Annotated in this window: 17 protein-coding genes and 2 pseudogenes; 7 read left to right on the plus strand and 12 right to left on the minus strand. The window is 66.7% G+C overall.

Annotated elements, in window-relative coordinates:
• Position 1: 1 nt before the first annotated feature.
• From ACFWU5_RS17205 to ACFWU5_RS17215, 3 genes and pseudogenes are all read right to left on the minus strand, one after another.
• Positions 2-643 (minus strand): Type 1 glutamine amidotransferase-like domain-containing protein, encoded by a 642-nt coding sequence (locus ACFWU5_RS17205; protein WP_379267897.1) that lies wholly within the window; start codon positions 641-643, stop codon positions 2-4.
• Entirely contained in the window at positions 643-1,482 is an 840-nt protein-coding gene (locus ACFWU5_RS17210) for a maleylpyruvate isomerase N-terminal domain-containing protein (RefSeq protein ID WP_379267898.1), read from the minus strand. The genes ACFWU5_RS17205 and ACFWU5_RS17210 overlap by 1 nt, the downstream gene beginning before the upstream one ends.
• A gap of 125 nt (positions 1,483-1,607) precedes the next feature.
• Positions 1,608-2,024: pseudogene (locus ACFWU5_RS17215) on the minus strand (HIT family protein); the annotation flags it as partial.
• A 407-nt stretch (positions 2,025-2,431) separates the two neighbouring features.
• On the opposite strand from ACFWU5_RS17215, the gene ACFWU5_RS17220 reads away from it, so the two are divergent.
• Genes ACFWU5_RS17220 through ACFWU5_RS17230 form a run of 3 tightly spaced genes read left to right on the plus strand, consistent with a single transcriptional unit; the run spans position 2,432 to position 5,288 of the window.
• Entirely contained in the window at positions 2,432-3,550 is a 1,119-nt protein-coding gene (locus ACFWU5_RS17220) for a Re/Si-specific NAD(P)(+) transhydrogenase subunit alpha (RefSeq protein ID WP_379246459.1), read from the plus strand.
• On the plus strand, positions 3,550-3,852 hold the full coding sequence (locus tag ACFWU5_RS17225) for an NAD(P) transhydrogenase subunit alpha (RefSeq protein WP_056818017.1): 303 nt from the start codon (positions 3,550-3,552) through the stop codon (positions 3,850-3,852). Before ACFWU5_RS17220 ends, ACFWU5_RS17225 begins: the two co-directional genes overlap by 1 nt.
• Before the next feature lie 17 nt (positions 3,853-3,869).
• Entirely contained in the window at positions 3,870-5,288 is a 1,419-nt protein-coding gene (locus ACFWU5_RS17230) for an NAD(P)(+) transhydrogenase (Re/Si-specific) subunit beta (RefSeq protein WP_379246578.1), read from the plus strand.
• Between the two features lie 30 nt (positions 5,289-5,318).
• Here the strand turns inward: ACFWU5_RS17230 and entS are convergent, their stop codons facing one another.
• Positions 5,319-6,548: an enterobactin transporter EntS gene (entS, locus tag ACFWU5_RS17235; RefSeq protein WP_379267899.1), complete on the minus strand. Its 1,230-nt coding sequence runs from the start codon at positions 6,546-6,548 to the stop codon at positions 5,319-5,321.
• Between the two features lie 75 nt (positions 6,549-6,623).
• Entirely contained in the window at positions 6,624-8,198 is a 1,575-nt protein-coding gene (locus ACFWU5_RS17240) for an MFS transporter (protein WP_379267900.1), read from the minus strand.
• A 109-nt stretch (positions 8,199-8,307) separates the two neighbouring features.
• On the opposite strand from ACFWU5_RS17240, the gene ACFWU5_RS17245 reads away from it, so the two are divergent.
• Positions 8,308-9,465 (plus strand): DUF5925 domain-containing protein, encoded by a 1,158-nt coding sequence (locus ACFWU5_RS17245; protein WP_379267932.1) that lies wholly within the window; start codon positions 8,308-8,310, stop codon positions 9,463-9,465.
• Positions 9,466-9,488: 23 nt separating this feature from the next.
• Here ACFWU5_RS17245 and ACFWU5_RS17250 read toward each other — a convergent pair whose 3' ends face one another.
• Positions 9,489-10,670, minus strand: coding sequence for an MFS transporter (locus tag ACFWU5_RS17250; RefSeq protein WP_379267901.1), 1,182 nt, complete (start codon positions 10,668-10,670; stop codon positions 9,489-9,491).
• A 129-nt stretch (positions 10,671-10,799) separates the two neighbouring features.
• Positions 10,800-11,641 (minus strand): annotated as a pseudogene (locus ACFWU5_RS17255) (NAD(P)H-binding protein).
• Positions 11,642-11,735: 94 nt separating this feature from the next.
• Here ACFWU5_RS17255 and ACFWU5_RS17260 point away from each other — a divergent pair.
• Positions 11,736-12,668, plus strand: a complete 933-nt coding sequence (locus ACFWU5_RS17260) for an AraC family transcriptional regulator (RefSeq protein WP_379267902.1) — start codon at positions 11,736-11,738, stop codon at positions 12,666-12,668.
• A gap of 84 nt (positions 12,669-12,752) precedes the next feature.
• Positions 12,753-13,166 carry an acyl-CoA thioesterase gene (locus ACFWU5_RS17265; RefSeq protein ID WP_379246485.1) on the plus strand — a complete coding sequence of 138 codons (414 nt, stop codon included), beginning with the start codon at positions 12,753-12,755 and terminating at the stop codon, positions 13,164-13,166.
• Here ACFWU5_RS17265 and ACFWU5_RS17270 read toward each other — a convergent pair.
• The 5 genes from ACFWU5_RS17270 to pdhA all read right to left on the minus strand — a co-directional run bounded on the left by ACFWU5_RS17270 (position 13,156) and on the right by pdhA (position 18,419).
• Positions 13,156-13,374, minus strand: coding sequence for a hypothetical protein (locus ACFWU5_RS17270; protein ID WP_379246487.1), 219 nt, complete (start codon positions 13,372-13,374; stop codon positions 13,156-13,158). The two genes, ACFWU5_RS17265 and ACFWU5_RS17270, sit on opposite strands and share 11 nt — an antisense overlap.
• Positions 13,375-13,590: 216 nt before the next feature.
• Positions 13,591-14,970 carry a uracil-xanthine permease family protein gene (locus ACFWU5_RS17275; protein ID WP_379246489.1) on the minus strand — a complete coding sequence of 460 codons (1,380 nt, stop codon included), beginning with the start codon at positions 14,968-14,970 and terminating at the stop codon, positions 13,591-13,593.
• 76 nt (positions 14,971-15,046) lie between these two features.
• Positions 15,047-16,354 carry a dihydrolipoamide acetyltransferase family protein gene (locus ACFWU5_RS17280; RefSeq protein ID WP_379267903.1) on the minus strand — a complete coding sequence of 436 codons (1,308 nt, stop codon included), beginning with the start codon at positions 16,352-16,354 and terminating at the stop codon, positions 15,047-15,049.
• A gap of 11 nt (positions 16,355-16,365) precedes the next feature.
• A complete protein-coding gene (locus ACFWU5_RS17285; RefSeq protein WP_379267904.1) occupies positions 16,366-17,340 on the minus strand; it encodes an alpha-ketoacid dehydrogenase subunit beta in 975 nt (324 codons plus the stop codon).
• Complete coding sequence (gene pdhA, locus ACFWU5_RS17290) at positions 17,337-18,419, minus strand: pyruvate dehydrogenase (acetyl-transferring) E1 component subunit alpha (protein ID WP_379267933.1); 1,083 nt, start codon at positions 18,417-18,419, stop codon at positions 17,337-17,339. The genes ACFWU5_RS17285 and pdhA overlap by 4 nt, the downstream gene beginning before the upstream one ends.
• Positions 18,420-18,600: 181 nt before the next feature.
• Here pdhA and ACFWU5_RS17295 point away from each other — a divergent pair, with 181 nt between their 5' ends.
• A complete protein-coding gene (locus ACFWU5_RS17295) occupies positions 18,601-19,092 on the plus strand; it encodes an Lrp/AsnC family transcriptional regulator (protein ID WP_379246496.1) in 492 nt (163 codons plus the stop codon).
• Positions 19,093-19,128: the final 36 nt, after the last annotated feature.

The following is a 19,128-nucleotide window of genomic DNA, read 5'->3' on the forward strand; positions in this document are numbered from 1 at the left end:
GTCAGGACCGCAGCACCTCGGTGTGATCACCGTCTACCAGCACCACATCGTTGTCGGTGAGCGCCCAGTGCGGGACGCCTTCGGCCACACAGTGCGCCAGCATCTCGGCGGCGTCACCCTCGGGGTCGGTGGGGGAGTCGAGGTGGACTACCAGTCGACGATCGACCAATCCCAGTCCGTCCCACTGGGGTTCGATGCCGGTGGCGGGTAATACCTCGGCGGGGTCGTCCATGGTTTCCAGCCCGTGTAGGTCGGGTCCGAGCAGACACGCGCCCGCGCTGTACCCGGCGTAGACCAGCGCATCCTCGCGCAACAACTCAGACAGCACGGAATCTGCACCACTGCGGGCGAATTGGGCCCGCAGGACGAAAGTGTTGCCGCCACGCACCCAGACCATCGGGAACTGGCGCAGGTGCCGTTCCAGTCGCGCAGGCTGCCCGACGTACTCGCGCAGATCGAGAACCTCTGGCGAATAACCCTGCTGTTCAAGGGGTTTCACATCGCTGATCACCGCCGACGACCACGCATCAGGCCACGCGTCGCAAGCATTGGGAATCACCGCGACCCGCCCCGGCGCACCCACGAGCCCCACGAGCCGATCCGCGAAACCCCCGAACCTGTACGACGCCAGGAAAAGCCGCATCAGATGGTGAACGCCAGATTCCGCACGAGCCGTTCCCCGAGCGCCGTATCGCCCTCGAGAACAACCTCGCCGGGGTGCGCGTCGGGAGTGGTCCGCCCACCACGCAGTCGCGCGAAAAGACCGGAGTCCAAACGGATTACAGCGGTAGCTTCACGGTCCGCGGTTTCCAGCACCGACCCACGCCCACCATCTACCGCCAGGTGAACCTGCCTGGTCACCGGCCCGATCAGATCGAGGGTGATCAACGAACCGTCCGGCGCCTTCGCCCCCTTCACGACCGCACGACCCAGTCCCAGCGTCAACTCGGTGAACGCCGCCTCGGCCCGCGCCCCACCTTCGGTCACACTGCGACCGATCCCGTCGGCGAGGTCCAATTCGTGCATCCAGCAATCGAACAGCCGCACCCGCATGAACCGCCCGTAGGGCACCTGTCCGACCGGCGACACGGTCGAGGCCTGCCAGGCATCGTCGTCCATCGCGGCCAGTGCGGCCCGTCGACGCTCGGTGGTCTCGTCGAACAGCGCGAGCAGCCGCTTGCCCGACAGCGGCCGCAACCGGTCGACCCAGATCTCGTTCAGCACCGCGACTTCGTTGCGCACATGCGGCAACGTGCGCACATCGGCCTTGGGGCGCAACGGATCATGCGGCGGCGGCGTCTGACCGAGCAGCCAGGACTCGGTGCCGATCACGTGCGCGACCACGTCGAACAGGGTCCAGCCGGGCAGCGGAGACGGTCGGCGCCAAGCCTTTTCGTCGAGGTCGGCCACCAGCAGGCCGATCATCTCCCACTGCTGGGCCAACAGATCGGTGAGTTGTTCGCGGCCCGGCGTCGGGGTCATCCCTGTGCTCCTTCTGCTGTATTGAATGGCGGGACGGCCGAAGGCCCTGCGTGGTCACGCTTCGCTACCGCCTCCGGGCCCGCCGGCCGCCCCGCTGTATTCGATTGTGGCCCCGTCTGATCCAACGCGGACAGGCCCGCACGGATCGCCGCCGCGGTCGACGTCGGTTCGTGCGGACGACGCAACAGGAAACCTTTCGCGAAGGCCAGCTTGTCCCCGTGTTTGCGCGGAACCACGTGCAAGTGGACGTGCCCCACCGTCTGGAAGGCCGCGGTGCCGTCGTTGAGAATGAGATTGGCGCCGTCACTGGCGAGTCCGCTCACGCGCAGGGCGCGCGCGAGTCGGTGGCCGGTGCGGAACAGTCGCGCGCCCAGGTCGGGGTCGAGATCGTCGAGCTCGGTCGCGTGGACCTTGGGCACGATCAGGGTATGGCCGCGGGTGATGGGGCGGATGTCGAGGAACGCGCAGACCGCGTCATCGGAGTAGATCATGGTCGCCGGAGCGGCACCCGCCACGATCAGACAGAAGGCGCAGTCGTTCACAGCGTCGACCCTACGGTGTGAGCTGGGTCGCGCAATAGCCCGACGGTGCGGGCTTCATGAGGCACATCACGTATCGTCCGATTCGGCGGAGCCCGACCAGGAGTCGGACGTCGAGGTAAGTAACCGACGATGATGTGCGGTCTTGTGCGCCCCTACCAGCGGCGACGAATCTTCAGCGCGGGTGCCGATCGGTGCCCGCCGAGTCGGGAGGCCGTTGTCACGGCTGATCAGGGCAGGGTGTCCGTTTTGTGGTCCTGCGTCCAGTTCTCCGTTGTGACGGGCATCTCGACTAGGCTCACCGCGAGCCGAGTACAGTTGCCGGGATTTCAGTTGAACTTACTCACGGGTAACGTCGGCTGACCTGTTGTTCCCAGGCTCGAAGCCAGCACGAGAAGGAAGTCTGACTAGTGGAGACAACGCAAAACGTGGGCGAGGGTTCGCCGCGCGGAGCGCGTGTCGGAGTCGTTCGCGAGTCCGGCCCGGGTGAGCGGCGAGTCGCCTTGGTGCCCAAGATCATCCCCGCCCTGTCCAAGCAGGGTGTGCAGGTGATCGTGGAAGCCGGTGCGGGTCTCGGCGCGCTCATTCCCGACGCTGCCTATGTAGAGGCGGGCGCGACCATCGGTGACCCGTGGTCGGCCGAAGTCGTGGTCAAGGTCGCCCCGCCCAGCGACGCCGAGGTGGCCAAGCTGTCGTCCGGGCAGACCATGATCGGTTTCCTCGCCCCGCGCAATGCCGAGAACCAGATCGGTGCGCTCAAGGCCGCCGGTGTGCAGGCTTTCGCGGTCGAGGCGATTCCGCGCATCTCGCGCGCGCAGGTGATGGACGCCCTGTCCTCGCAGGCGAACGTGGCCGGTTACAAGGCCGTGCTGCTCGCCGCGTCGGAGTCGACCCGCTTCTTCCCGATGCTCACCACCGCCGCGGGCACCGTGAAGCCGGCCACCGTGCTGGTGCTCGGTGTCGGTGTCGCCGGTCTGCAGGCGCTGGCAACAGCCAAGCGTCTCGGCGGCCGGACCACCGGTTACGACGTGCGTCCCGAGGTCGCCGATCAGGTGCGCTCGGTCGGTGCGCAGTGGCTTGACCTTGGCATCGACGCCGCCGGTGAGGGTGGGTACGCCCGCGAACTCACCGAGGACGAGAAGGCCCAGCAGCAGAAGGCACTCGAAGACGCCATCAAGGGTTTCGATGTCGTGATCACCACCGCGCTGGTGCCGGGTCGTCCCGCGCCGCGCCTGGTCACCGCCGCCGCTGTCGAGGGCATGAAGCCCGGCAGCGTGATCATCGACCTGGCCGGTGAGACCGGCGGTAACTGCGAACTCACCGAGCCCGGCGAGACCGTGGTCAAGCACGAGGTCACCATCGCCTCGCCGCTGAACCTGCCCGCCACGATGCCCGAGCACGCGTCCGAGCTGTACTCGAAGAACATCTCGGCGCTGCTGGAACTGATGCTGGTCGACGGCAAGCTGGCGCCCGATTTCGAAGATCAGGTGCTCGCCGATTCCTGTGTCACCCGTGAGGTGGAAGCCTGATGTACACCGAACTTCTCGCCAATATCGCGATCCTCGTGCTGTCCGGCTTCGTGGGCTTCGCGGTGATCTCCAAGGTCCCCAACACCCTGCACACCCCACTCATGTCGGGCACCAACGCCATTCACGGCATCGTCGTGCTCGGCGCGCTGGTGACCCTGGGCAATGTGAAGGACCCCTCCCTGCTGGTGCAGGTGATCCTGTTCGTCGCCGTGGTGTTCGGAACGCTGAACGTCATCGGTGGTTTCGTGGTCACCGACCGCATGCTCGGCATGTTCAAGGGTAAGAAGAAGGCGGCCGAGTGATGCACGCAGTCGACAACATGACCTACCTGGTCAACGGCCTCTACATCGTGGCCTTCTCCATGTTCATCTACGGCCTGATGGGTCTCACCGGCCCGAAGACCGCCGTGCGCGGCAACCAGATCGCCGCTGTCGGTATGGCGTTGGCCGTTGCCGCCACGTTGATCTCGGTGCGCCACGCCGCCCTGCTCAACTGGATTCTCATCGCCGCCGGTCTCATTGTCGGTGTGGCACTGGGTGTTCCGCCCGCCATCCGCACCAAGATGACCGAGATGCCGCAGCTGGTCGCGGCGTTCAACGGTGTCGGTGGTGGCACCGTCGCGTTGATCGCGTGGGCCGAATTCGTCGACAGCGCAGGGTTTTCCGACCTGCACTCCGAGCCCACGATCCACATCATCATCGGTTCGCTGTTCGCCGCGGTGATCGGTTCGATCTCCTTCTGGGGTTCGATCATCGCCTTCGCGAAGCTGCAGGAGATCCTGTCGGGCAAGCCGATCACCGTCGGTCGTTTGCAGCAGCCGCTGAACCTGCTGCTGCTCGTGGGTGCGGTCGTGTGCGCCGTGGTGATCGGCCTGGGCGCCGACAACGGTGGTGTGTCGCAGCTGTGGATGATCGCGCTGTTGCTGTTCGCCGGTGTGCTGGGCCTGATGGTCGTGCTGCCCATCGGTGGCGCGGACATGCCGGTCGTGATCTCGCTGCTCAACGCCCTGACCGGTCTGTCGGCCGCGGCCGCCGGTCTGGCGCTGAACAACACCGCGATGATCGTGGCGGGCATGATCGTCGGCGCGTCCGGCACCATTCTCACCAACCTGATGGCCAAGGCCATGAACCGCTCCATCCCCGCGATCGTGGCCGGTGGCTTCGGTGGCGGCGGCGCGGTCGCGTCCTCGGGTGACGGCGAAGCCAAGACCGCCAAGGCGACCTCGGCCGCCGACGCCGCGATCCAGATGGCCTACGCCAACCAGGTGATCGTGGTCCCCGGTTACGGCATGGCCGTGGCCCAGGCCCAGCACGCGGTCAAGGAGATGGCGCTGCTGCTCGAGGCCAAGGGCGTCGAGGTCAAGTACGCGATCCACCCGGTCGCCGGTCGCATGCCCGGTCACATGAACGTGCTGCTGGCCGAGGCCGAGGTCTCGTACGACGCGATGAAGGAAATGGACGACATCAACGGTGAATTCAACCGCACCGACGTTGTCCTGGTCATCGGCGCCAACGACGTCACCAACCCGGCCGCCCGCGACGACAAGTCGAGCCCGATCTACGGCATGCCGGTCCTGAACGTCGACCAGGCCAAGAGCGTCATCGTGCTCAAGCGCTCGATGAACTCCGGCTTCGCCGGCATCGACAACCCGCTGTTCTACGCCGACCACACGTCGATGCTGTTCGGCGATGCGAAGAAGTCCGTCGGTGCTGTCACCGAGGAACTGAAAGCACTGTAAGACAAGGCATTACAGCCGAGGCCCTGCCGTTCACGCGAACGGTGGGGCCTCACTGTTTCGCAGCGGCCCGGCGACGAGCGCCATCAGTCCGGTGAGTACCAGGACCGCCACGCCGTAGTACACGAGCGCGAGTCCGGGGGCGAATATCTGGCCGACGAATCCGGCCACCATGGACCCCACGGCGGTGCCGGTGACCGACTGCACCATCAGCAGACCCGACATGCGCCCCCGCATTTCATCGGGAGCGGCCCGCTGCAGCATGGCGTAGCGCAGCACCATGTTCACGGTTTTGGCCAGGCCGAACCCGGCCAGTCCGAGGAACACCAGCGCCGCGTGCGCCCACAGTCCGGCCGCGATCACCCCGACCGGCATCAACGTCAGCGAAACGAGCAGTGCCCGACCGGTTTGCACGCGACTCATCCATCCGCTGGTGAGCGTGCCGAGCACCGCACCGGCACCGGGTGCCGCGTAGAGCAGGCCGAGCGTGCCCGGCCCCGCGTCGAGTTCGACATCGGCGAAGGCAGGCAGCAGCACCAGCGGCCCGCTCACGAGCATCCCGATCAGCCCGGTCAGCAGGATGAGGCGAATGGATTCGTGGCGCATCGCGAAGCAGATCCCGGAACCCAACTCGCGCAACGGGTTCTGCAAGTCACGCCGAGATGGCGGCGACGGCCCGATCGCGGTGATCAACCCGACGGTCGCGGTGGTGGCCAGCGCGCAGAGGAAATAGGCCGAGGCCACCCCGGTTTTCGCGACGAGCAGACCGGCGATCGCGGGGGTGATCATCGTGCCGAGATCGGTGGTCAGCGAGACCAGCGCGCCCGCGGCGGCCACCTTCTCCCGGCCGACCAACGCAGGCACCATGGCCATCAACGCCGAACCGCTCACCCCGCCCGCGAGGCCGTCGATGACACCGGCGAGATAGATCGCGGACAGCATCGGTTCCGGCAGCACAGCATTCACCCCGAGCATCAGGAAACCGATGCCCGCGGCACTGCGTGCACACTGGATCACCGTGCGACGGTCGTACCGGTCGGCGACCACACCGCCCGCGAGACTGCCGACGAACAGCGCCGCCGCGGTGGTCGTGGCGACCCCGGCGACCTGCAGGCTCGAACCGGTCAACTGGTAGACCTGCAGCGGCAGGGCCACCATGAGCAGCCCGATGCCCAGCACCGACACCAGTCGCGCCGCGAACGCGTACCGGAAGGAGCGCGATGTCCGCAGCGGACTGAGGTCGATGAGCAGACCGGTGGTCACTGGAAGCTTTTCCGCTCGGTTGGTGTCAGCAGGGTCGGTGCGATAGCGCTGAGCCGACCGTTCGACCGACTGCGGTCAGTCCACGTCGGCGGTCGCTACAGCCGTCTCGTTGGGGGCGGGGATGTGTCGAAGCAGGCCCATTACCAACGCGGCAGCGATGGCCGTGAGGCCGATGCCGACAACCGAATTCACCTGTAGCGCATGGGTATAGGCCTCGCGGGCGATCGTGGTCAACTCGGCGCTGAGGGCTTCCGGCAGTGCCGCCGCGACGTGCAGGGCGCCTGCCAGGGTGTCCTCGGCGGTGTGCGCGATCTCCGGTGGCAGTCCGGCGGGCAGCTGGTCCGTCATCTGTCCGCGATAGACCGCGGTGCCGATGCTGCCGATCACCGCGACGCCCAATGCGGCCGAAAGCTCTTGTCCCGTTTCGGAAATGGCGGAGGCGGCGCCGGCGCGGGCCGGGTCGACCGCGCCCACGATCAGGTCGAGGCCGAGCACGAACATCGGGCTCAGGCCCAGCGAGAACACCACCATGCCGGTGACGATCAGCGCGAGGTCGTCGTGGCCGGACAGCTGCGTGAAGATCGCGTACCCGATCATTGCGATCACCAGGCCGACGGCCATCAGGTAGGCGGGCCGGATCTTGGGCGCGAGCGCGCTCACCACACCGGCCGCCACGACCATCGCCAGCGCCTGCGGCACCGTCCACAGCCCGGCCTGGAACGCGGAAAGACCCAGGACCAACTGCAGATACTGCGACAGCAGCAGGAACAGCCCGCCCATCGCGAGCATGGCGACCATCAACGCGACCAGCGACCCACTGAACCGCACATTGCCGAACAGGCGCAGGTCGATCAGCGGATCGGTCAGCCGCTGCTGCCGCAGCACGAACACCGTGCCCAACGCCAGACCGGCGGCCAGGACACCGACGGATTCGATCGAAATGCCGTCCTTGGCCAGTTCCTTGATCCCGTAGATCACCGCCATCACCGACAGCAGCGACAGCAACGCGCTGAGAATGTCGAGCTTGCCCGGGTTGGGGTCCTTGTATTCGGGCAGCAGGAACGGGCCCGTGCCCAGCAGCAACACCATCGCGGGCACCGCGACCAGGAACACCGAACCCCACCAGAAGTTCTCCAGCATCGCGCCACCGACCAGCGGTCCGATCACCATGCCGACCATGAAACTGGTCATCCACACGCTGATCGCGGTGGTGCGTTGACGGTCGTCGTGGAACATATTGCGGATCAACGCCAGGGTGGACGGCATCAGCGTGGCGCCCGCGATACCGAGCAGCGCGCGGGTGCCGATCAGCATGTTCGCGCTGGTGGAGTACGCGGCGATCACCGATGCCACGCCGAACGCCAGGGCACCGATCATCAGCAGTTTGCGGCGGCCGATCCGGTCGCCCAGCGTGCCCATGGTGATCAGGAAGCCGGCCACCAGGAAGCCGTAGATGTCCAGGATCCACAGCAGCTGCGAACTGCTGGGTTCCAGCGCTTCGCTGATGCGGGGGATGGCCAGGTAGAGCACGCTCAGGTCCATCGAGATGAGCAGCGTGGGCAGGGCGAGAACGGCTAGGCCGACCCATTCCTTGAGCCCTGCCTTCGCGTAGGAATCCGGCGGGGTCTGGTCGTGCGCGGTGGACGTCACACTACGACGTTACCGACGAATCGGACCACCGTGCCAGCGAGTTTTCCGACCGGGGGTGTCGCATGGGTCACCGTAAGTCATTGGACATTCCCCGCGGCCGACCACGATGATGGGCGCGGTGTCCACACGTAATGAACAGCTGCGCCTCGTAGACTCCCCGCGCCCGGCGCCGGACCAGGGCGAGTCGTTTCCGTGGTCGGCGACCATCGACTCCACCTATTCCACCCGCGACGCGATCGACGCGTTGGCGCTGGCACCGTTCCTGCGCGGCGATCAACCGTTCGCCCGCCAGGCACACCTGGACCGGGTGCGGCCGGAGGCGTTGCTGCGGCCGGCCGACTCGCGGATCGTGCGTTCGGTGGTCGATGACGACAGCAGTGCGCTGCTCGCTGCGGGCGAGGGCTGGGCGTTGCGGGCGGTGCGGTGGGCCAGTGGATCGGCCACCGTCGAAGTGACGGCGGTCAGTGATTCGCTGGCAGTGGAGGTGTTAGCCGCGGCTACCGAGGGGGCAGCGCTGTCACGTGACAGCGAGGCGACGGTGGAGATGGGGTTCTGGCACATGGACGTTCGGCGTCCCGCGCGTCGACGTCGGCAGATCGTGGCGCCCGCGTGGGCGGAGATTCGGGGGAACTACACGGCGTCGGTGGCTGCGGGGATGCAGCGGTTGATGGGGCTGGGGGTCGACGACATCAAGGGGCGGTTGGTGTTGCTGCACGGCGAGCCGGGCACTGGGAAGACGACGGCGCTGCGTGCGTTGGCGCGGTCGTGGTCGCCGTGGTGTCAGGTCGACTGCGTGGTCGATCCGGAGGAATTGTTCAGCAATCCTGGGTATTTGATGGAGGTCGCGGCGGGGGCTGATGGGGACGACGAGGACGGTCGGTGGCGGCTGCTCGTGCTCGAGGACTGTGATGAGTTGATCCGCGGTGAGGCTAAAGAGGCTGCGGGGCAGAAGCTTTCGCGGTTGCTGAATCTCACCGACGGGATGTTGGGGCAGGGGCGGAAGGTGTTGATCGCGATCACCACGAATGAGGATCTTTCGCGGTTGCATCCTGCTGTTGTTCGGCCGGGGCGTTGTCTGGCCCAGCTCGAGGTCGGGCGATTGTCGGCGACGGAAGCGCACGAGTGGTTGGCCCGCCAGGAGAGTGTCTCGGCTGCGTCGAGTTTTCCGGACGGTGCGACACTCGCCGAACTGGTTGCCCACCGCGATGGCGGAATCCAGATCCGGTCGACGATCGAGCACTCGACCGAGGTGGGGATGTATCTCTGATCGTGTGAATTCGGTTGTGGCAGTTACTTTTTAGGCGTGACCGTGTCGGCTGCGGCAGCGCAGGCCAGGGTGAGGATCAGCGGGATGATCAGGGTGGCGGTGAGCGGGACTATAGCGGCCAGCCAGCCGATTACCGTGGGGCCTGCGAGCAGGCCGAGGTAGCCGATCGTGAAGACCCTGGACATGTCGGTGGCGGCCTTGCTTCCGCCGAGATTGCCTGCGGTGGTGAAGATTTGAGGGACTCCGCCTGCTAGGCCCAGACCGCACATCGCCCAGCCGAGCAGGGTCAGTGGCAGCCAAGGGGAGGCGATGGCTACGGCGAATCCTGCTGCGGCGAGCAGACTTCCGTAGCGGACGATGGCTACAGGGCCGAGAGCTGCACTCACCCGGTCGGCGAGGAATCTGCCGATGGTCATGGTGGCGGAGAAGGCGCCGAAGGCGAGGGCGGCGCCGGCTTCGGAGGTGCCGAGGCGTTCGCGAACCTGCAGTGCGCTCCAGTCGGCGGCGACGCCTTCCGCGAGCAGGAGCACGAACGCGATACCCCCGAGTGTCAGTACTGTGCGGGTCCGATTGTGTCGTTCTGTGCGCAGCCGTGATGAGGCGTCAGTCTCGTAATGTTCTGTAGGCGAGGGCGATTCGCCGACAAGCTGCGGCACCAGTGCTGCGGTAATGAGCAACCCGCCGATAGTGGCACAGGTCAGCGTCAGTTCCGGCGCCCACCCCGCGTGCTGGGCAGCCGCGCCCAACAGTGAACCGAGAAACCCACCCGCGGAGAACATCGCATGGAACGCGGACATGATCGGTCGCCGATACGCCCGTTCCACCTGCACCGCTTGGGCATTCATCGACACGTCCAGCGCGCCGTTGCCGAACCCGAAGCAGACCAGCGCGATCGCCAAGGTCACCGGACCGGTCGCCAACCCGGGCCCGAGCACCGTCACCGAAATGACCGCCGCGGCCACCGCGACCAGGGTGCGGCTGCCGAACCGGTCGGCGGCCGGGCCCGCCAACCGCATCCCGACCAGCGCGCCCGCCGCCATCAGCAGCACCAACACGCTGAGCATGGACACCGAAACCCCGGTCCGGCCGATGATCGCCGGAATGTGGACCACCCAGAGAGCCAGCAGCACCCCGCTCAGCGTGAAAGCCGCGAACACCGCCGCCCTGGCCCGGCGAAGACGGTGGTCGATCTGCGCTGAACTCACCGCTTCGACGGTACCGGGCGTGCGGTGACCCCAGGTCGGCTCGGAAATTTCAAGATCACCAGGCTTTGGTGCAGATTCCTTCTCGGGCGATGTTTGCGTGAAAGCCTGGTGATCAACGGTCCAACTCGGTTATCGGGGTGTCCAGGCTCCGGTGGCGGCGGTTTCCTTGGCGTAGTCGGTGAAATCGCGTGCCTCGCGGCCCAACGCGCGGCGTACGCCGTCGGCGGTGGCGGTGTTGCGACCGTCGAGGATGGTGCCGAACAGGTAGTCCAGCAGGCTGATCACGTCGTCGGGACCTGGTAATCGCTCAGTGCCGCAACGAATTCCGGGCGGGTGACGGGGATGAACGCGATCTCGCGACCGGTGGCCGCGGCGATCTCGCCTACCGCGTCGGCGAAGGACAGGGCGCGTGGGCCGGTGAGTTCGTAGAGTTGGCCTTCGTGGCGGGGGTCGGTGAGGGCGGCGGCCGCCACCTCGGCGATGTCGTCGACGTGCACGAACGGTTCCGGCACATCCCCATTGGGCAGTGCCACCGCGCCGGCGAGAACATCGTCGACGAAGGCGCCTTCGCTGAAGTTGTGGGCGAAGAAGGAGCAGCGCACGATGGTCCAGCGCAGACCCGAATTCCGCACGATCTCCTCGCATTCCAGCGCTTCGGGTTCGCCGCGACCCGACAGCAACACCACCGAGCGCACGCCCGCGAACCGGGCCGCGGCGGTGAACGCGCGGATGACGTCGGGGGCGCCGGGCACCGCGAGGTCGGGCTGGAAGGCGAGGTAGACCGAGTCGACGCCGGTCAGAGCGGGCGCCCAGGTGCCGCGGTCGGTCCAGTCGAAGGGGATCTCGGCGGTGCGCGAACCGCGGCGAACCGGGTGCCCGTCGGCTTCGAGGAGCGCCGCGACCCGGCTACCGGTCTTGCCCGTCGCGCCGGTGATGAGGGAAAGCTGCTGGTGAGAGGCTGTGTTCGTCATGAGATAAGTACACCGCCGCGCGGGCGTCGGCGACATCGCTGTGCCGCTCACGAACATGCGCTGCCGTCTCCGGGTTTCGTCTACTGTGGAACAGGTGGATGCGTTAGCCGGTCTGCTCGAAGGTCCTCGCGCCCGGGGTGCGTTTCTCATGTGTTCGCTGTTGAACCCACCGTGGTCGCTGCGTGTGCAGGACGAGGCGCCGCTCACGGTACTTGCGACGATTCGCGGAAAGGCTTGGGTCAGTACCGATTCCGCGCCGCCGCGGCAGCTCGTTGCGGGCGATGTCGCGGTTTTTCGTGGGCCGCAGCCGTATACGGTGGCTGATGATCCGGGCACCGAACCGCAGATCGTCATCCAGCCGGGGCAGGTGACCACCACACCCGATGGCGAAATCCTGTGCGAGACACTGAATCTCGGGGTTCGGCAATGGGGCACCGATCCCGACGGTGAGACGCTGATGATCACCGGCACCTACGAATCGGCGGGCGCGGTCAGCAGGCGGTTGCTGCGCGCGCTCCCGCAGGTCGCGGTGCTGCCACGCGGTGAGCTCGACGCGCGGCTGCTCGACCTGCTCGTCGACGAGGCGACCAAGGACCTACCCGCCCAAACCGCCGTCCTCGATCGCCTGCTCGACCTGCTGCTCATCGCCGCACTACGCGCCTGGTTCGCCCGCGACGACGCCCCCGCCTGGTACCACGCCTACAGCGACCCCCTAGTAGGCAAGGCTTTGCGTCTGCTGCAACACAATCCGGCGCACCCATGGACGGTGGTCGCGCTGGCCGACGCGGTCGGCATGTCGCGCGCGGCGCTGGCCCGCCGGTTCACCGAACTGGTCGGCGAACCGCCGATGACGTTCCTGACCGAGTGGCGGCTGTCGTTGGCCGCGGATCTGCTCGCGGAGTCCGATTCGACCGTGGAATCCATCGCCCACCAGGTCGGATACGGCAGCGCCTTCGCCCTGAGCACCGCCTTCAAACGACACTTCGGGGTGAGCCCGCGCGACCACCGGCACCGCAGCGCGGCATGATGGCCTAGTGAGCGAGCGAAGCGAGAGAACCATGTGGCAGCGCGCGGAGCGCATGCCGCAGCCGAGCGCCAGCGAGGCGGAGGCATGAGCTATCCCGTCCTGTGGCCGATGCCGACCCGGTGGGCCGACAACGACCAATACGGCCACGTGAACAACGTGACCTACTACTCCTACTTCGACACCGCCGTGAACGCCTGGCTGATGCGCGCCACCGGCACCGACATCACCGCGCTGCCCGCGCTGGGCGTGGTCGCGCAGACCTCGTGCAAGTTCGTCGGGTCGATCAGCTTCCCCGATCAGCTGCAGGTGGGCCTGCGCATCGCCCGCCTCGGCAACTCGAGCATCACCTACGACCTCGCGATCTTCCGCGAAGGCGAGGCCGGTCTAGAGCTCGCGGCGACGGGCGAATTCGTCCACGTCTATGTCGACGCCGACACCCGCAAACCGGTGGCGATCCCCGATGTGGTGCGCGCCGCCGCGGCGGAACTTACGAGGTAATAACTCCGACTTCCGGCCAGTCACTCCCGCGGCGCGCACGCAGGATGATCTGCCCCGCGGGGGAGTACCCGGGCGGTCCGGGGAGTGCGGCGAAGGTGGTTTTGTCGATCACCAGCGACGAGTCGAGTTGTTCTCGACTCGGTCCCCAGACGTATTCGACCTCGGTGAGGTCGTCACGAATCTTCTTGAAGTACATCAGTTGCGCCATCGCCGGATCTCCGCGTAGAACTCCACCGGTCAGCGGGTCGTGACCGATGGCTTCCGACCATGGTGGCAGGAATCGAGCGATCTCGCCGCTACCTCGCCGAACTTTTTCGAGCAAACCGACCGGTTCTCATGTATGCAACCTTCGCTGAACTCGGCGAACGCCGGAATTCCGCCGGTTCTTTACAGGTTGATGAAGAACCGGCGGTCGACGTCGGAATCAGGCGGTCGCCGGCGAGACGGGCTGGGCAGAAGCCGATTCGACCTCGACGGGCGCGGAGGTCTTGGACGCGCGGGCCATGGTGCCCAGACGGGTGTGGTTGAAGACCAGGTTCAGCAGGAAAGCAGTAGCCGCGCCGAGCGTGACGCCGCTGTCGAGCAGGATCTGCGCCGACGTGGGGAACTTGTCGAACATGTCCTTGGTGAACACCGGCAGCAGCCCGACACCGATGGCGGTTGCGGCCACGGTCGCGTTCACCTTGTCCGTCAGATCGGCTTTGAGCAACGTGGTCACACCCACGACCGCGACCGTGGCGAACAGCACCAGCCCCACACCGCCGACCACCGGCTTCGGAATCACCGCCACCACTTCACCGATGCGCGGCACCAGCCCCAACACCACCAGGATCGCGCCACTGACCGCGGTCACATACCGGCTGTACACCCTGGTCGTGGAGACCGCGCCGACGTTCTGGTTGAAGATCGTGTCCACGAACGCGGTGAAGATGCCGCCGAGCACACCCGACAGCCCGTCGCCGACCAGGCCGCGCGCGAGATCGCCTCTGCTGAGCTGCTTTCCGGTGATCTCACTGATCGCCAACATGCTCGCGGTCGACTCGGCGAACACCACCGCCATCACGATGCTCATCGCCACCACGGCGGTCACCGGGAACTGCGGCGACCCGAAGTGGAACGGCTGCGGAATCCCGATCCAGCTGGCGCTACCGACGCCCGCGGTGGTGATCAGACCCATCGGCAGCGCGATCGCAATGCCGGCGACCAGCGCGATCAGCACACCGAGCTGCGAGAACACACCGCGTCCCAGGCACACGAACCCGACCGCGATCAGCACGACCACCGCGGCCAGCGCGATATTCGACGGTGACGCGAAGCTCGGCGACTTCGGGTTGGTCCCGATGATCAGCCCCCCGGCGACCCCGATCAGCGACACACCCACCACGGTCAGCACGGTCCCGGTCACCAGCGGTGGGAAGAACCGCACCACCCGCGCGAACGGCCACGCCAACGCCACACCGACCACACCACCGATCAGCATCGACCCGTACACCGCGTCCAGACCGTATTCCTTGGCGATCAGAATCATCGGATTCAACCCGACGAACGTGGCCCCACACACGATCGGCAACCGCGCACCCGCCAGCTTGCCCACCCCGAGGCTCTGCACCAGCGTGATAATGCCCGCGACCAGCAGATCAGCACTGATCAACAGCCCGATCGTCGCCCGATCCAGCCCCGCGGCCGCACCGAAAACCAGCGGCACGGTGATGCAACCGGTGTACATGATCAGGACGTGCTGAATGCCGAAGGCCAACTGCCGCGCGAACGGCAGCCGGGTGTCGACGGGATGTGCCTCACTCATACAACGAGTTGTAGACCCCGTTTTTTACAGCGCATGAGCATTATGTTTCGTCGCGGTTGCGGGTCGGATATATCACTCAGATGCGGCTGAGCAGGGTCAATGGGTCCTCGAGGAAACCGGCGGTGGTGGCTAGGAAGCGGGCGGCCAGTTCGCCGTCGATCATGCGGTGGTCGAAGCTCAGGCCGAGGGTGGTGATCCAGCGGATGGCGAGTTCGTCGCGGAATATCCAGGGGCGCTTGCGGATCGAGCCGAGGCACAGGATGGCGGCTTCGCCGGGGTTTACCAGGGGGACGCCGGTGTCCACGCCGAAGACGCCGATGTTGGTGAGGGTGAAGGTGCCGCCGCGTAGGTCGTGGGGGGTGGCGTTGCCGGAGCGGGCGGTGTCGGCGGCCCAGCTGATTTCGCGGCACAGTTCGCGCAGGCTCAGCGCTTGCGCCTCTTTGAGATTGGGGACCATCAGGCCGCGGTCCGAGGCGACCGCGATGCCCAGATTCACAAAGTGTTTGGTGACGATTTCCTGGTTCTGTTCATCCCAGGCGGTGTTGATTCCCGGGAATTCCGCGATCGCCGCGAGTGTCGCCTTGGCGACCAGGGCCAGCGGGGTGAGGGTGAGGTCCTCGAAGGATTTGGTGGTGCGCAGGTGGTCGAGCAGTTCCATCGACGCGGTGCAGTCGACGGTGACGAACGTGCTGGCCTGCGGGATCGTGCGCGCACTGGCCAGCATCGCGGCGGCGGTGCGTTTGCGGATGCCGGTGATGGGGGTGCGTTCTTCGCGGGCGGTCGGCTCGATGAGACCGTCGGCGTCGGTGACGTGGCCGTTCGAGGGCGCCGGGGCGATCGCGCCGAGGCGGGCGGGGGTGCGCGGTTGCGTCACCGGGACAGCGGACCGCACGTCTTCGACGGTGACCGCTCCTTCGGGACCCGAACCCGCGACGAACCACAGGTCGATGCCGAGTTCCTTGGCCAGTTTGCGGGCTGCCGGAGTCGCGGCGGCGCGGTGGGTGCTCGGGGTGTTCGATGCCATCGACGGCACGGATTTCCTTCTGCGCGAAGTCGTTTCGGCTTCGGGGCCGTAGCCGACCAGCACATCGGTGCGCGGCGCGGTCACCTCGAGGTCGTTGCGCACCCGGATCAGCGGCGCCCCGACCGGCACCGTGTCGCCGGGCTGGGCCAGCAGCTCCACCACCACCCCGGAGAACGGCGACGGCAGCGCGACCACCGCCTTCGCGGTCTCCACCTCGGCGATGGTCTGGTTCAGTTCCACCGTGTCACCGACCGCGACGGCCCAGGACACCAGGTCGCCGTCGGCCAGGCCTTCGCCCAGGTCGGGAAGGCGGAATTCGAGAACGTGACCGTCGTCGGTGGCGGCTGGTTCCTCCGGCACAGGGGCACCTTTCATGCGGCTAGGCAGCGGTCGACCGCCGCCAGAATGCGGTCGGGGTCGGGCAGGTGGTGCTTTTCGAGCTTAGCCGGGGGATAGGGGATGTCGTAGCCGCCCACGCGCAGCACCGGCGCTTCCAGGTGATAGAAGCAGCGCTCGGTTATCCGCGCGGCGATCTCGGCGCCAAGGCCCGCGAATACCGGCGCCTCGTGCACGATGACCAGCCTGCCGGTCTTGTCCACCGACTCCGCGATCGTGTCGACATCGAGAGGGGACAGACTGCGCAGGTCGATCACTTCGAGCGAATGTCCTTCCTCGGCAGCGATTTTCGCCGCGGTGAGCGCGGTGGCGACGGTGCCCCCGTAGGCGACGACAGTGGCGTCGGCGCCGCGGGTGCAGACCCTGGCCTTGTGCAATGGCAGATCCGGTTCGCCTTCGAAATCTACGTCGGCTCTGTCCCAATAGCGACGTTTCGGTTCGAAGAAGATAACGGGGTCATCTAGTGAAATGGCCTGACGGATCATCGAATACGCGTCGGCGGGCGTACTCGGTGATACAACGCGAAGGCCCGCGGTATGCGCGAAATACACCTCCGGTGATTCCGAATGGTGTTCCACCGCGCCGATCCCGCCACCGAATGGAATTCGAATAGTCAAGGGAGCCTGCACCTTTCCGCCGGTGCGGTAGTGGATCTTGGCGACCTGGGACACGATCTGGTCGAACGCGGGATACACGAATCCGTCGAACTGGATCTCCACCACCGGCCGATACCCGCGCAAGGCCATGCCGAAAGCTGTTCCGACGATGCCGGATTCGGCCAGCGGCGTGTCGATGACCCTGTTGTCGCCGAAATCCTTTTGCAGAGTGTCGGTTACGCGGAACACACCACCGAGCCGGCCGATGTCCTCGCCCAGCAGCACGACTTTGGCGTCGTCTTCCATGCTGCGGCGCAGGCCGGTGTTGAGGGCGGCGGCGAAGGTGGTGATCATGACTGCGCTCCTTCGGCGAGGTAGTCCGAAAGCTGTTGGCGCTGTTGCGTCATCAGTGAATGCTCGGTCGCGTAGACGTTGTCGAACATCCGTCGCGGGTCGGGGTCGGGCATGGATACGGTCGCGGCGCGCAGCCGGGCGGCGACGTCGTCGGCCTGCGCGGTCACCTGCTGGACGACCTCGGGGGACAGGTCGCCTTCGCGTTCCAGCAGCAGCCGCACGCGTTCGATCGGGTCGCGGTGCGCCCAGTACTCGGTGTCGGCGGCCGTGCGGTAGCGGGTCGGGTCGTCGGCGGTGGTGTGTGGGCCCATCCGGTAGGTCATCGCCTCGATGAAGGTGGGGCCGCCGCCGGTGCGGGCGCGTTCGACGGCCTGGCGGGTCACGGCCAACACGGCCAGCACATCGTTGCCGTCGACCTGCACGCCCGGAATGCCGTAGCCGTCGGCGCGGCGCACCAGCGGGATATGGCTTTGGACGGCGACCGGTTCGCTGATCGCCCACTGGTTGTTCTGGCAGAAGAACACCACCGGCGCGCTCCAGGCCGCGGCGAATCCGAGTGCCTCGGCGATGTCGCCCTGACTGGTCGCGCCGTCACCGAAATAGGCGATGGTGGCGATGTCGGCGCCGTCCAAGTGTGCGGCGTAGGCGTAGCCGGTGGCGTGCAAACCCTGCGAGCCCACGACGATGTTGGCATTGGTCATGTTGAACTCGTCGGGGTCCCAGCAGTGGTGGGAAACGCCGCGCCACAGGGCTGTGAGCTGCTCGGGTGGCACGCCGCGGCAGAATGCGACGGCGGTTTCGCGGTAGGAACAGAAGGCGTAGTCGTCGGGGTGCAGCGCGTGCGCCGAGCCGACCTGCGCGGCCTCCTGCCCCAACAGCGGCGGCCACAATCCGAGCTGGCCCTGACGTTGCAGGGCGGTGGCTTCGACGTCGATGCGGCGGGTGATCACCATGTCCCGATACAGCTGCCGCAACCGCGGCGCATCGATATCGGCGACCAGGGCGCCGTGCTCTCGGTCGAACACCCGACGACCGTCGGGCTGAACCAGCTGGACCGGGTAGGTCTGCTTCTGCGACATCTTTTGCGACATCGTGATCGCCTCCTCGCCACCGTGCCTTGTGAGCCGATGCAGGTACGCCACTCGCTGATGCGACGTGTATCACTCAGCATCCACGATTACGCGAGGTGCGCAAGTGAGGCGCGCACAGGTGAGCAGAATGCACGGTCTGGTGGGGTGCGGCGCTGGCATACTGCGTTGTATGACCAGTCGCGAACCCGAGGTCACCCTGGACGCCACCGACGCGCGACTGCTACGTGAGTTGATCGCCAACCCCCGCGCCACCGGGGTGGAACTGGCGGCGCGGCTGGGTTTGTCGCGCAACACGGTGCAGGCGCGCCTGGCCCGCTGGGATACCGGTGGTGTGCTCGGCAGCTTCGAACGTCGAGTGGAACCTCGCGCGCTGGGTTACCCCCTTGCTGCGTTCGTGGCGGTCGTGGTCGACCAACATCAACTCGACGCGGTGGTCGAGCACCTGGCTGACGTTCCCGAGGTCACCGAGGTGTGTGGCATGACCGGGGCCACGGACCTCACCGTCCGGATCGTCGCCCGCGACGCCGACGATCTCTACCGCATCGCAGGCGCGATTTTGAAGATCCCCGGCGTCGAACGCACGAATATGGCTCTGGTCATGCGCGAGTTGGTGGGTCCGCGCACGGGTCCGCTACTGGACCGGTTGGCGGGTCCGAGTTGAGGTAGTCGGGGCGATCTCGACGCCGCTGCATCGTGC

This window comes from Nocardia sp. NPDC058640, from assembly GCF_042716995.1.
GTDB lineage: Bacteria > Actinomycetota > Actinomycetes > Mycobacteriales > Mycobacteriaceae > Nocardia.

Coding starts and splice junctions, on each gene's coding strand:
- ACFWU5_RS17245 (WP_379267932.1), top strand. CDS start 8,308: ATGGGCGCGGTGTCCACACGTAATGAACAGCTGCGCCTCGTAGACTCC.
- ACFWU5_RS17265 (WP_379246485.1), top strand. CDS start 12,753: ATGAGCTATCCCGTCCTGTGGCCGATGCCGACCCGGTGGGCCGACAAC.
- ACFWU5_RS17210 (WP_379267898.1), bottom strand. CDS start 1,482: ATGACCCCGACGCCGGGCCGCGAACAACTCACCGATCTGTTGGCCCAG.
- ACFWU5_RS17285 (WP_379267904.1), bottom strand. CDS start 17,340: ATGATCACCACCTTCGCCGCCGCCCTCAACACCGGCCTGCGCCGCAGC.
- ACFWU5_RS17225 (WP_056818017.1), top strand. CDS start 3,550: ATGTACACCGAACTTCTCGCCAATATCGCGATCCTCGTGCTGTCCGGC.
- ACFWU5_RS17295 (WP_379246496.1), top strand. CDS start 18,601: ATGACCAGTCGCGAACCCGAGGTCACCCTGGACGCCACCGACGCGCGA.
- ACFWU5_RS17270 (WP_379246487.1), bottom strand. CDS start 13,374: ATGGCGCAACTGATGTACTTCAAGAAGATTCGTGACGACCTCACCGAG.
- ACFWU5_RS17230 (WP_379246578.1), top strand. CDS start 3,870: ATGACCTACCTGGTCAACGGCCTCTACATCGTGGCCTTCTCCATGTTC.
- ACFWU5_RS17205 (WP_379267897.1), bottom strand. CDS start 643: ATGCGGCTTTTCCTGGCGTCGTACAGGTTCGGGGGTTTCGCGGATCGG.
- ACFWU5_RS17275 (WP_379246489.1), bottom strand. CDS start 14,970: ATGAGTGAGGCACATCCCGTCGACACCCGGCTGCCGTTCGCGCGGCAG.
- pdhA (WP_379267933.1), bottom strand. CDS start 18,419: ATGTCGCAGAAGCAGACCTACCCGGTCCAGCTGGTTCAGCCCGACGGT.